The organism is Streptomyces sp. NPDC054834, assembly GCF_053611185.1.
Map to the genome: position 1 here is coordinate 34,553 of NZ_JBSGZV010000014.1, position 13,497 is coordinate 48,049.

The 13,497-nt window shown below is 74.1% G+C and carries 6 protein-coding genes; 5 read left to right on the forward strand and 1 reads right to left on the reverse strand.

What is annotated here, in order from left to right:
• The first annotated feature begins 47 nt into the window (after positions 1-47).
• The 5 genes from ACWGJM_RS20135 (at position 48) to ACWGJM_RS20155 (ending at position 7,641) form a co-directional block, all read left to right on the forward strand.
• Positions 48-1,424: a KamA family radical SAM protein gene (locus ACWGJM_RS20135; protein ID WP_453413037.1), complete on the forward strand. Its 1,377-nt coding sequence runs from the start codon at positions 48-50 to the stop codon at positions 1,422-1,424.
• A 36-nt stretch (positions 1,425-1,460) separates the two neighbouring features.
• Positions 1,461-3,017 (forward strand): aldehyde dehydrogenase family protein, encoded by a 1,557-nt coding sequence (locus ACWGJM_RS20140; RefSeq protein ID WP_453413038.1) that lies wholly within the window; start codon positions 1,461-1,463, stop codon positions 3,015-3,017.
• Complete coding sequence (locus ACWGJM_RS20145; protein ID WP_453413039.1) at positions 3,014-4,333, forward strand: aminotransferase class III-fold pyridoxal phosphate-dependent enzyme; 1,320 nt, start codon at positions 3,014-3,016, stop codon at positions 4,331-4,333. Before ACWGJM_RS20140 ends, ACWGJM_RS20145 begins: the two co-directional genes overlap by 4 nt.
• Before the next feature lie 73 nt (positions 4,334-4,406).
• Positions 4,407-7,055, forward strand: a complete 2,649-nt coding sequence (locus tag ACWGJM_RS20150) for an AMP-binding protein (protein ID WP_453413040.1) — start codon at positions 4,407-4,409, stop codon at positions 7,053-7,055.
• 190 nt (positions 7,056-7,245) lie between these two features.
• Entirely contained in the window at positions 7,246-7,641 is a 396-nt protein-coding gene (locus ACWGJM_RS20155) for a hypothetical protein (RefSeq protein ID WP_453413041.1), read from the forward strand.
• Here the strand turns inward: ACWGJM_RS20155 and ACWGJM_RS20160 are convergent.
• The gene (locus tag ACWGJM_RS20160; RefSeq protein WP_453413042.1) at positions 7,627-13,470 is read right to left on the reverse strand and encodes an AMP-binding protein; all 5,844 of its coding nucleotides are present in this window, start codon (positions 13,468-13,470) and stop codon (positions 7,627-7,629) included. The genes ACWGJM_RS20155 and ACWGJM_RS20160 overlap by 15 nt on opposite strands.
• Positions 13,471-13,497 lie beyond the last annotated feature (27 nt).

The following is a 13,497-nucleotide window of genomic DNA, read 5'->3' on the forward strand; positions in this document are numbered from 1 at the left end:
GGCACATCCCTGCCCCGACCGCCGTCGCACGACACGGAGGCAAGCGCATGACGGCAACCATCATCGCCCCCACCGAACTCCAGACGCCGTACGTCTACCGCCCTCACGTCCTCGAAGAGCCCGACTGGACCCGCTTTCCGGGATGGCGCGCCGTCACCGCACAGCAGTGGCGCTCCGCCCAGTGGCAGCGCAGCCACTGTGTCAAGAACGTCCGTGAACTCCGCAAGGTCTTCGGCGACCTGCTGCACGACAGCGTCTACGACGACCTCCAGGTCGACCAGGAGAAACAGGCGACGATGTCCCTGCTGGTCCCTCCGCAGATGCTCAACACGCTGATGGCGGGGGCGAGTCCGGCCGGCCCGGGATCGCTGACCGAGGCGTTCCGGGCCGATCCGGTCCGCCGCTACATGCTGCCCCTCGCCGCCGACCGGCGGCCGGACTGGCGGTCCCACCCGATGGCCACCCGCGACTCGCTGCACGAGTCCGAGATGTGGGCGGTGGAGGGCCTCACCCACCGCTACCCCAACAAAGTGCTGGTGGAGCTGGTGTCCACCTGCCCGCAGTACTGCGGGCACTGCACACGCATGGATCTGGTCGGCAACTCCACGCCCACCGTGGCCAAGACCAGGTTCCAGCTGCGCGCCCCGGACCGCACCGAGGCCATGCTCGGGTACCTGCGCCGCTCCCCGGGCATCCGGGACGTGGTGGTCTCCGGCGGCGACGTCGCCAACGTGCCCTGGCCGCGTCTCGAGGACTTCGTCGGCCGGCTCCTGGACATCGAACACATCCGCGACATCCGCCTGGCGTCCAAGGCGCTGGTCGGGCTGCCGCAGCACTGGCTCGCGCCGGAGGTGCTCGACGGCCTCGCCCGGCTCGCCGCCCGCGCCACCCGCCGCGGCGTCGCCATCGCGCTGCACACCCACGCCAACGCCGCCCAGTCCGTGACGCCGCTCGTGGCGGAGGCGAGCCGGGCCGTCCTGGCCACCGGGATCCGGGACGTACGCAATCAGGGCGTGCTGCTGGCCGGGGTCAACGACTCCGCCGAGGCGCTGCTCGACCTGTGCTTCGCACTGCTCGACGGAGCCGGGGTGATGCCGTACTACTTCTACCTCTGCGACATGATCCCGGAGAGCGAGCACTGGCGGATCCCGCTCAGCCGGGCCCAGGAACTGCAGAGCGCGCTCATGGGCCACCTGCCGGGCTTCGCGACGCCCCGTCTGGTGTGCGACGTCCCCTACCTCGGCAAACGGTGGGTCCATCAGGCCGCCGAGTACGACCGGGTCACCGGGGTGTCCCGCTGGGAGGCCAGCGCCACCGGTGCCCGTTTCGAGCCGTCCGGCACCGCGCGCACCTTCCACTACTACGACCCGCTGCACACGCTGCCGCCCGAGGGCCGCCAGTGGTGGGAACGGCACACCACCTGAAAGCCGCCCCGCCCCCCACGTCTCAAGGAGGCACCGATGGCACCCAGCAGACTCACGTACGCGGACCTGGCCCTGCCCGGGGAGGAACTGCACCGGGCATACGAACAGGCGCTGGCCACGCTGCGCACCGGTGTGGAGCACCCGCCCGGTGCCACCCGCGCACCACACCGCACCGAATGCTCCCCCCTCGACCGGCGGATCGCCGTCGGGCACTTCGTCGAGGCCCGCACCGACGAGGTGCACCACGCCGTGGCGGCGGCCCGCGCCGCCGGGCCCGCCTGGGCCGGGCGGCCCTGGCGGGAGCGCCTGGAGACACTGGAGTCGGCGGCCGAACGGCTCTCCGAGCAGGTCTACGACCTGGCCGCACTGCTCACCCTGGAGACAGGCAAGACCCGCCTGGAGGCCATCGGCGAGGCCGAGGAGGCGGCGGAGTTCTTCCGCTACTACAGCGGCCGGTGGCGGGCCGACGGCGGCTTCGAGCGGCCCATGGCGAGCGCGTCCCCTCGCGAACAGACCCGCAGTGTCCTGCGGCCGCACGGGGTGTGGGCCGTGATCGCGCCGTTCAACTTCCCGCTGGCGCTGATCGCGGGCCCGGCCGCCGCGGCCCTCGCCGCGGGGAACACCGTCGTCGTCAAGGCGTCCGAGCACGGATATCTGGCGGCGCTGCGGCTGCGGGAGACCGTGGTGGCGGCGGGTGTGCCCGCGGAGGCCCTCCAGGTACTGCTCGGCGCCGGACCCACGGTCGGCGCGGAACTCGTCGGCGCGGGTGCCGACGGCATCACCTTCACCGGCTCCTACGACGTCGGCACGGAGATCCTTCAGCGCACCGCGGCCGGGCCGTGGCCCCGCCCGGTCATCTGCGAGATGGGCGGCAAGAACACCGCGATCGTGACGCGGCACGCGGACATCGCGGACGCCGCCGAGGGCATCGTGCGCTCGGCCTTCGGTTTCGGCGGGCAGAAGTGCTCGTCGTGCTCCCGGGTGCTCGTCCAGCACGACGTCCACGACGAACTGGTCGCCGCGGTCCTCGATCGGACCGCACGGCTGAGCGTGGGCGACCCGCGCGAGCGCGCGACGGACTACGGGCCGGTCATCGACGAACGCGCGGCCAAGCGCTTCACCCGGGCGGTCGAGAGCGCCGCGGCCGCGGGGGCCGTGCTCACCGGCGGGTCCCGGCTGACGGGCGGGGTCCGCTCGCACGGGGTGTACCTGGAGCCGACCGTGGTCGCGGTGCCGCGCGACGAACCCCTCTGGCAGGAGGAGCTGTTCCTGCCGCTGCTCGCCGTCTCCCGTTTCGACACCCTCGACGAGGCCCTGGCCGAGACCAACGCCACCCGGTTCGGTCTGTCCGCCGGGCTCTTCTCCCGCGACGAACGGGAGATCGCCGCGTTCCTCGACGGCGTGCACTGCGGCGTGGTCTACGTCAACCGGCCCGGCGGCGCCACCACCGGGGCCTGGCCCGGCATGCAGCCGTTCGGCGGCTGGAAGGGCTCCGGCAGCACGGGCCGTGGCGGCGGCGGTGAGCACTACATCCAGCTCTACGTGCGGGAACAGAGCCGCACCCTCCACAGTCTGCGAGGTGTCCCCTCATGAACGATCAGGTCCGCCGGCTCGGTGACCACTCCGGGCCGGTGCTGCGCACCCCGCTGCCCGGACCGCGGGCCCGCCGGGTCGTGTCCGAGGACGAGCGGGTCACCAGCCCGTCCCTGCCCCGGGCCTACCCCTGCGTACCGGTGCGCGGCGAGGGCTGCCTCATCGAGGACGCCGACGGCAACATCCTGCTGGACTTCAACGCCGGCATCGCCACCAACTCCACCGGGCACGCCCATCCCCGCGTGGTCGCCGCAGTCCAGGAGCAGGCGGGCCGACTGCTGCACTACTGCTCCTCCGACTTCTACGTCCCCGTCTACGCCGAGCTGTGCGCACGGCTCGCGCAGCTCAGCCCGTTCGGCGAGGACGCCAGGGTGTTCCTGGGCAACTCCGGCACGGAGGCGGTGGAGGCGGCCCTGAAGCTCGCCCGACGCCACACCGGACGCCCGAACATCGTCTCCTTCCTCGGCTCCTTCCACGGCCGCACCTACGGGAGCGTGTCGGTGACGGGTTCGAAACACGCCTACCGCGACGGGTTCGGCCCCCTGCTGCCCGGCGTGTTCCACGCCCCGTACAACGACACCTTCACCCTCGCCGACGGCACCAGCAGCACGGTGCCCGACTACCTGGAGGACGTGGTCTTCGCACGGCTGACCTCGCCGGACCAGGTAGCCGCGATCCTCGTGGAGCCCGTCCTCGGCGAGGGCGGATACGTACCGGCCGACCCGGCCTGGCTGAGCGGGCTGCGGGAGCTGTGCGACCGGCACGGCATCCTGCTGATCGCCGACGAGGTGCAGACCGGCTGCGGGCGCACGGGCGCCTTCTGGGCCTGTGACCGGTTCGGCGTGACGCCGGACATCCTGCTGGCCGGCAAGGGCCTCGCGAGCGGACTGCCGCTGAGCGCGATGATCGCGCGGAGCTCGGTGATGGACTGGCCGGCCGGAGCGCACGGCTCCACGTTCGGAGGCAACCCCGTCAGCTGCGCGGCGGCCCTCGCGACGACGGACCTCGTCACCGAGTCGCTGGCCGAGAACGCCCTGAAACAGGGCGCCTTCCTGCTCGACCGGCTCGGCCGCCTCGCGGACGAGCCGCACGTGGAGAGCGTGACCGGTCTCGGCCTGATGATCGGCATCACCTTCACCTCCGCGCAGTTCGCCTCCCAGGTCGAGGCCGCCTGCTTCCGCCGCGGCCTGCTGGTCCTTCAGGCCGGTGACCGCACCGTCCGCGTCTCACCGCCACTGGTGCTGCGCGAGGACCAGGCAGCCACCGGTGCCGATCTGCTGGTCGAGACCGTCGCGGAATGCGCCGCGGTGGGGTGAGTGATCACCGCCATACTCAGCGGCACCGATGGAAATCGCGCGGTGCACCGATCATCCATGTGTCAAGGAGCTGATGATGCCCGCTCACCTCGCCCCGGCCGGGAGCCCAACGCAGAGCGCCGGGACGCCGCACGAACTCGGGCCGTTCGAAGGCACGCCGGCCGGGGCCGGGGAGCGCAGGCTGACCGTGCGCGTCCGCATCCCGTCCGCCACCGGCGCAGCGCTGCGCTCCGCGCTTTCGCAGGCCCTGGCCGCGGCACCCGTGCTGCGCGGCACCCGAGGCGAGGTGCGCGACGAGGGTGACGGGGCGTTGCTGACGCTCTCCTGCGACACCGGCGCGGCCGACGCCGCTGCCATCGGCCTGCTGTTCTCGGAGGTCGCCCGCCGTGTGGCCGGTACGGCCACGGAGGAGGACGGACCGTGCTTCCGGGACATCACCCAGCAGCCCGGGCCCGTGCCGCGCGGCGGGGATCCGGCGCAGGCGCAACGATTCTGGGCGGCCCGGCTGGCCGCGGCGCGCACCGATCTGCTCCGTCTCGCCGACGCGGTCCCCGGCACGGGCTGGGGCCCGCGCGTCCGTCAGCTCGACCGCCTCATGCCCGCCGGCCTCGCGTCGCGGCTCGAGCGACTGGCGGACGACGCCGGTTGCGACCCGCTCGACGTGGCGCAGTTGGCGCTCACCGTCGTCCTGCAACGAGTGGGCATGGCCCCCGAGTCGCTCGGCGCCGCCTGCGCCGCCCGCGACCTCATGGGCCTGCCGGACGTGATCGGCCCGCTGACCCAGGTGGTCCCCGCCGGGCCGGCGGTGGACACGGCCCGGGACGCGCGGACGGTCCTCGACCTGACCCGGGCCGACCGTGAGCAGCGGGCCGCGATGGTCTGCGGCCCGGCCTACGGCCCCGGGGACGAACGTCCCGAGCTGGTCCTCGACCGCGGCGGGATGCCACGCATGCCCCGGACCTGGGAGTTGCTGCACTGGTCGTACCCGGTCGGCGGGGAGATGACCCTGTCGCTGCGCCGGATCGGCACCGGCCTGTCCCTGCACGCCGAGTCCGCCACGCCGACGGAGGAGGACCGGTTCGGGGCCGTGCTCGACCTGTGGGCGGCCCTCCTCGAGGATCTGCTCACCCGGCCCGGCACCCCGCTGGCCGAACTCGCTCTGCTGCCCGGGGACCAGGCCGGGCGGCAAGCCGCGCTGCTCGCCGGCGACCCGGCCGAAGCCGTCGGGACGCCGGCGGCCCCGGACCTGGTGGCCCGCTTCAGGGAACACGTCGCATCCCGGCCCGACGCACCGGCCTGCCGGCAGTCCACGCGCACCTGGACGTACCGTCGGCTGAGCCGTCGTACCGCCGCCGTGGCCGCCCGGCTGGACGGGCTCACCGACGGCGCCGTGGTCGCGGTGCTGTCCGACGCCGAACCCGATCTGCTCGCGGCGCTGCTGGCGATCTCCTGGCATGGTGCCGCGTTCCTGCCGCTGTCCCCGCAGGAGCCCGCGACACGGCTGCGGGACGCGCTGGTCCGCTCCGGCGCGTCGATGCTGCTCACCGGCTCTTCCGCCCCGGCTGTGACAGCCCCCTCGGGTTGCCGCGTCCTCGCGCTGGACAGCGTGGGGGAGGACACCGCGGAAGAGCTCCCCGAGCCGCCGGCCAGGGACTCCTCGGCGCCTGCCTACCTGCTGCGGACCTCGGGTTCGACCGGCGTCCCGAAGCTGGTGGCCGTGGGCCGGGCCAGTCTGGACAACTACCTGTCCTGGGTCGCCCGCGACCTGCTGGCCGACGGCAGCGCCTTGCCCGTGATCTCCAGTCCCATCTTCGATGCGAGCTTCAAGCAGACGCTGGGCCCGCTGTACGCCGGAGGCTGCGTCCAGCTGCTGACGGCCCATCGGCTGGACCTCACGGCGGTCCGGGCGGAACTGAGCTACGCGGCCGACCCGGTCACGCTGAACTGCGTGCCGAGCTATTTCTCGGCCCTGCTGGCCGACGAGGAGGACGCCGGAGACGGTCCCACGATGCGCCTGAACCGACTGCTGCTCGGCGGAGAGCCGCTCTCCCCGGAACTCCTCCGCCGGATCTGGGTCCGCTATCCGTCGGTCGAGGTGTGGAACCTCTACGGCCCCACCGAGACCACGGCGACGGCCACGGCGGGCCCGATGACCCCGGCGGGTGACATCCATGTCGGAAGGCCGGTGGCCGGCGCCGCCATCGCCGTCACCGACGAGCACGGCGCGGTGCTGCCGAGCGGTGTCCTCGGTGAGGTGGTCATCGCAGGTCCCGGACTGGCCGACGGCTATCTGGGCGAACAGGCGGGGCCGTCCCCCTTCACCACGGTGCAGCTCGCGGGCCGCCTCATCCGCGTGTACCGGACCGGGGACCTCGGCTGGCTCGACGGCGACGGCAACCTCCGTGTGTCGGGGCGCCGGGACACGCAGATCAAGCTCAACGGGTGGCGGATCGACCTCCAGGAGATCGAGCAGGTCATCCGCCGGGCCCCAGGGGTGCGCGAGGCGGTCGTCCTGCTGGACGACCGGGCCGGCGAACCCTGCCTGCGCGCCTTCGTCACCGGCGCCGCCGCCGAAGCCGCAGCAGTCGAGCGGGTCCTGCGCGAGACGCTCCCGAGGCCGATGGTGCCCGCGTCGGTGACGGTGCTGCACCGCTTCGACACCACCGCCACGGGCAAGGTCGACCGCACCGCCCTCCTGGCCCGCGTCGGCAGCGGGGCGTGAGGGGCCTCGCCCCCTGCGCCACACCGGCGGCCCTCCGTGGCAGCGCCCCGCACGGCGGAGCCGCACACCTCAAAGGCCGGGCGGTGTGCCCAGGTCGGGAAGCCGAGCCGCCCCCACATCGAGGACGTCCGGCTCACAGGACGTCAGGGACCTGCCGGACAAGTCCGGTTCGGCGAGGGCCCGCCGGCGCATGGCCTCCACCAGCACGCTCGCCGGCCGCCCAGTGGACGCGCGGGAAGCGATCTCCTGCCTGGCCTGGGCGAGACGCGCGCTGCTCGTCGACCTTCCGCTCCGGTTCGGCGAGCGGTGCGGCCAGGCCGACGGACGGGTTGATCGCAACGAACCCCTCCTGATCGCCGTCGGCGGCCCGCAGCGGGGACTTCCTGGCCAGAACGCCGAGGGCGGATCGCACGGCGTCCTCGGCCAGGCCCGCCTGACCCGCGAGGGCACGGATGTGCTGTCCCTGGTCTGTGATCACGGTGAGGTGGACGCGGTTCGCCTGCTCGTCCAGACCCAGTGCGTCGAGCACGGCTTCCCGTTCCTCTCCTTCGGTCCGTTCGCTCGCCTCGCGTCAGCGGCCCGCTGATCCGTCCGGATGGCCGAGGGCGTGGCCGAGCAGGGCGGCGACGCGGGCGTCGGTGACGACGGAGTAGTGATCGGTGTCCGCGATGATCACCGGATCCACGGGGCGGCCGAGCAGTTCGGACCAGCCGAGGGTGGGGGTGGTTCCCTCGGGCCTGCGCTGGGCGCCGGCGACCAAGAGGAGCAGCCGGGTGTCCGGCAGCCGGAGTGTGACCGCCCGGTACCGGGCGGCGCACCCGCGGTGCGCGGTGAACAGGGCGAAGCGGCGGCGCAGTTCGGCGGTCGGCTCCGGGTCGCCGGCCCGCGGCGGCCGGAGCAGGGCCGTCTCGGTCTCCTCCCGGTCGGCGCCGGTGAGCCGGCCGACGTCCTCGGCGAAGGCGCGCAGATCCTCGCGGGCGGACGAACCGGCGTCTGAGTAGGCAGCACTGCCCGGCGCGTAACTGTCCAGGAGGACGAGGAGTTCGGTGCGCTCGCCGTCGAAGGAGAGCTGCCGGGCCATCTCGACGGCGACGGCACCGCCGAACGACCAGCCGCCGAGCCGGTACGGCCCGGAGGGCTGCGCGCGCCGCAGTTCGTGCAGGTACCCGGCGGCGAGCTGGCGCAGGTCCCGCGGTACTGGCCCGCCGTCCAGGCCGGGGGCGCGGAAGGCGTGCACGGGCTGCTGCCCCGCCGGGAGGGCCTGCACCAGGGGCTGGTAGCAGACGATGTCGCCGCCCATCGGATGCACGAGGAACAGGGGAGCCACCCCGGGCTGTCCCTCCCGCAGCAGGATGAGCGGGCCCTGGTGCTCCGCGGTGGCGTCGGTGCCGAGCCCGGCCAGCGTCAGGGCCAGCCGGTCGATCCTCGGCGCGGCCAGCAGGTGACGCAGCGACACGGCCACGCCGAACTCCTTGCGGATCCGGGTGATGAGGACGGTGGCGAGCAGGGAGTGTCCGCCGACGGCGAAGAAGTCGTCCGTCACCCCGATCTCTTCGGTGCCCAGGACACTGCGCCAGATGCGCAGCAGCCTGGCCTCCTGCGCCGTGCGGGGATCGACGCGCTCGGTCGTCGCACCCGCTTCGGCACCGGCTGTACGGCCGCCCAGCAGTGCGTCCCGGTCGGGCTTGCCGTTGGGCAGGAGCGGCAGCGCGTCGATGAAGAGGATCAGGGAGGGCAGCATCGCCGCCGGAAGCCGCTCGGCCGCGTGCCCGCGCAGAGCCTCGGTGCTCACATCCGCGTCCGGGACGCGCACGACGTACGCGACGAGCGACACCCGGTCGGAGTCCCGGTGCGGTTCCACGTGGCAGTCGGCCACCTGCGGATGCGTGGCGATCGCCGCCGCGACCTCGGCCGGGTCGACACGGATGCCCCGGAGCTTCACCATGGCGTCCCGGCGTCCCGTCAGCAGGATCCCGCCGTCCGGCCGGACCACCGCGGTGTCGCCCGTCCAGAAGAGCAGGTCGTCCGGCGCCGCGTCCCGGTGGAACGGGTTGGGCCTGAATCCCTGGGAGCCGCCGGAGAGATATTCGGCCCGGTACGGCGTCCGGATGACGACCTCGCCCCGTTCGTGCGGCAGGCAGGGCCGGCCGTCCCGGCCCAGTACCGCCACCTGGGTCCCGGGCAGCGGGCGGCCGACGGGCTGGGGCCCCTCCTGCGGCGGCTCCGGCACCCTCAGGAAGGTCTTGATCATCGTGGTCTCGGTGGGCCCGTAGAAGTTCACGATCTCGGCGCGGCAGCTGGGCAGGCGGGTCCGCAGCCGGGCCACCAGCTCCCCGGTCAGCGGTTCACCGGCCAGGCATATCAGCCGCAGCGCCGAGAGGTCGGGCCCGGCGGCATCGGCACCCAGCGCCAGCCAGGACGCCACCATGGACGGGGTGGTGTGCACGACGGAGACACGTTCGGCCGCCAGCCACTCCAGCAGGCGCAGCGCGTCCTCCCGCGCCGCCGCCGGGGGCAGACAGAGCGTCGCCCCAGCCGTCAGCGGCACGAAGACGTCCCGCAGGACGGCGTCGAAGGAATACGTCGTGAGCTGGGCGACGCGGTCGCCGGGCTGGACGCCGAACTCGGCCCGCTCCCAGGCCACGAAGTGGTCGAGCCCGCGGCGACGGCCCAGCACGGCCTTCGGTGTTCCGGTGCTTCCGGAGGTGAAGAACACATAGGCGGGCGCCGCGGGATCGGGCGATGCGCCGGTCCGCGGCGGTTCCGGCACGGCGCCGGGCACCGCGGTCCGTTCCGGGACGACTGTGAGCACGGGCAGCGCCGCGCCCTCGCACCACGACGGGCTGCTGTCGCGGCCCGCCGCGAGCACCACCGTGGCGCCGGCCAGCTCCGCCAGAGCGCGTTGCCGGGCCGGCGGCAGCTCTTCGTCGATGGGCACGGCGACCGCACCGGCCTGGACGACCGCGAGCAGGGCCGTGATCGAGTCCGGGTGCTTGCCGCCGACGATCGCCGTGACGTCACCCCGGCGCAGACGTGCCGCGGTGGCGGCCACCCGTGCCGCGAGGTCCCCGTAGCCGATGTGCCCGTCGACGAAGCGAAGGGCCGGGGAGCCGGGGGCCTCGGCCGCCTGCCGGGCGAACTCCGCCATCACCCCGGGCTGCGGCCGGGCGGGCAGGGCCGAGCCGAACGGGTGGACCGGACGGCCGGCCCGCTGTACTGCTTCCGGCCGGTCCGATGCCCGCAGGCCCGCGGAGAGCAGCCGGACCAGCCGCCCGCCCATCGCATCGACCAGCTCGGCGTCGAACACGTCCGTGTTGTACTCGAATTCGAGCTGCACACGCTCCGGTTCCGCCCGTGCCACGAGCGTCAGGTCGAACTTGGCGGCCGGGGCCAGGCTGACGTCCGCCGGGATCTCGGCGCTCGACATCTGACGCAGGACGCGCCGGGCATCCGGAGAACCGCTCGGCGGCATACGGAGCATCACCTGGAAGACCGGGGTCCGGCTCGGGTCACGTACCGGCCGGACCGCTTCGACCAGCCGGGAGAACGACAGATGCTGGTGCGGATGCGAGGCCAGCAGCAGCTCGCGGACCCGGCCGACGGCCTCGTCGAAGCTCGGCCCGCCGCCGAGGTCGAGGCGCAGCGCGTGGGTGCGGACGAAGAAGCCCACGGTCTCTTCCGTCTCGGCCCGGTCCCGTCCGGCACTGTCGGTGCCGAGGACCACCTGGTCCTGGTCCGCGGTGTGGGCGAGGACCAGCCCGAAGGCCGCGAGCAGCGCCATGTAGGCCGTCACCCCCCGGCTGCGGCAGTACTCGCTGAGCTCGGCCGCCAGGCCGTCCGGCACCGCTACCTGGCGCAGGGACCCGCGATGGGTCTGCACCGGCGGACGGGGGCGGCCGGCGGGCAGGTCGAGGACCGGCGGCGGAGCGCCGAGCTGCCGGCGCCAGTACGCGACCGCGGCCGCGCGCCGGGCCTCCTGACCGGGCCGGCGAGAGCGCACGGCGTGGTCCGCGTACTGTAGCCGGGGCTGCGCCAGGGCCGGCTCCCGCTCCTCCCGCGCGGCGCGGATCAGCTCGTCGAGCTCCCTGAGGACGATGTCCCACGACCATCCGTCGCAGGAGAGGTGATGGATCGTCAGGCCGAGGAACTGCTCGGCGGAATCCACAGCACTGCGGACCAGCCGGGCACGCAGCGGCCTGCCCTCGGTGAGCACGAACGGTTCGGCCCCCTCGGCCGTGAGGCGGGCCAGCGCCTCGCCGCGGCTCGCGGCCGGCGGCAGCACGTCGAGGTCCGCGGGGCCGGGGGGCAGCACACGCTGCACCGGCTGGTCCTGATCCACGACGAACGCGGTGCGCAGCGCCTCATGCCGTTCCACCAGGCGGTCCAGTGCGCCTCGCACATGCTCGGCGGGCACGTCGCCGGGGAGGGCCAGGACACCGGCCATGTTGTAGGCGCCGGCCTCCGGAGCGAGCTGTTCGAGGAACCAGACGCCCTCCTGCTCCGGGGTGAGCGGCACATGCGCACCGCCCTCCGCGGCGACGGCCGGCGGCGGGGGCGCCGCCTCCTCGGGCAGGTGATCGCCGGCGTCGATCAGAGCGGCGAGAGCGGCCACGGTGGGCGCCTCGAAGAGGTCACGCAGCTCCAGCGGGGCGCCGAAGTCGCGCCGGATCCGCGCCAGTACGCGCGCCATGAGCAAGGAGTGCCCGCCGAGGGCGAAGAAGTCCGCCGTGCGGTCCGGTGTCGGCACGCCGAGCACTTCCGCCCAGTAGGCGGCGATCGCCTGCTCGGTCCCGCCGCGCGGCGGACCCGCCTCCTCCTGCGCGTCGGTGGAACCCTCCTCGGCGGCGGGCAGGGCCTGCCTGTCGAGCCTGCCGTACGGGGTGAGGGGCAGGGCGGTGAGCGGCACGAAGTGCGCGGGCACCGCCGCGGTGGACAGCCGCTCTGCCACGGCCTGCCGGAGAAGCCTCGGGTCCGCCACCGTGTCCCGGGCGGGGACGACGTAGGCGACGAGGTGCGGCTCGCCGCTGTCGCCGCGCCGTGCCACGACCGAGGCGGAGGCGACCGACGGGTGCTGCCCGAGTACGGCGCCGACCTCGGCGGGCTGGACGCGCACCCCCTGGATCCTGAGCTGGTCGTCCCGGCGTCCCACGATCTGCACCCCGCCGTCCGGGAGGTACCGGCCCAGGTCTCCGGTGCGCTGCACCAGGTCGCCCTCGTCGTCCGGGCGGAAGGGGTTGGTCTCGAACGGCGCGGCCGGGCCGGAGTCCGGCCGGAGGCGCTGGCGGCACAGGTACGGGGAGCGGATGAGGACCTCGCCCAGCTCGCCGATGCCGCACAGCCTGCCGCGCCGGTTGACCACGAGCAGTTGCGTGCCGTCGATGCCGTGACCGACCGGCACGATCCCCTCATCCACCTCCCCGGGCACCGGGTACCAGGCCGTGGCCAGGGCGGACTCGGCGGTGCCGTACAGGTTCACCAGCCGTGCCGCCGAGCCGGGGAAGGCCCGGCGCCACCGCCGCACCAGCGTGCCCTGGAGCGGTTCGCCCCACAGGCAGAGCAGGCGGACCGCGGAGAGGTCCGCCGCGGCGTTCCGCTCGCACACGTCGAGCAGGGCGTCCAGGGCGCCGGGTGCCGCGTGCACGACGGTTACGCGGGAGGTGACGAGCCAGTCGAGCAGCGCGTCCAGGTCGTCGAGCGGCCGGTCGCTGGGCGGCAGGCACACGGTGCCCCCGCTGACGAGTGCGGGCAGCACGCCCCTGAGCAGGGCGTCGGCGGTGAACGCCGCCAGGTGTGCCACGCGTTCGCCCGGACCGCAGGGCAGGGCGCGCGCCTTCCACGCAACACGGTGGGCGAGGGCGTCGTGGCGGGCCGGCAGTCCGCGGAGACGGCCCGTGGCGCCACCGGAGGTGAGGATCAGACAGGCGTCGGCGTCGGGCTGTGGCGGTGCGGGGACCGCGACCTTCGCGCGGTCCCCGCTCTCCATCAGCTGCTCGTAGGTGACGGTGCGCCCCTGGAACTCCGGCTCGTCGCCGGTGGCCGCGTCCGCCCGCAGCAGGAGGGCCGGCTCCGACTCCGTCAGCAGGGCGGAGCGGCGCGCCGGCGGGAGTGCGGGGGCCGGCGGCAGGACGACGGCCCCCGCCCACAGGCCCGCGAGCAGCGCGGTCACGCCGGCCGGCGTGTGGCCGCCGTCGACCGCGACCACGTCGCCGGGACGGATCCCCGCGGCGCGCAGTCCGGCGGCTCCGCGCCGGACCCGTTCCAGCAGCTCCCCGTAGCTGAGTTCTTCCCCGTTCCGGGTCAGCGCCACCAGGTGCGGGGTGTCCCACGCCTGCCGCTCGAAGAGTTCCAGGACGGTGCACCGGGCCTCGGGGCGGAGCACGGCGCTCGGGTCGATGGGATGGGTGATCGTGGTCATCCGGCACTCCAGGTCAGACAGTGGCGG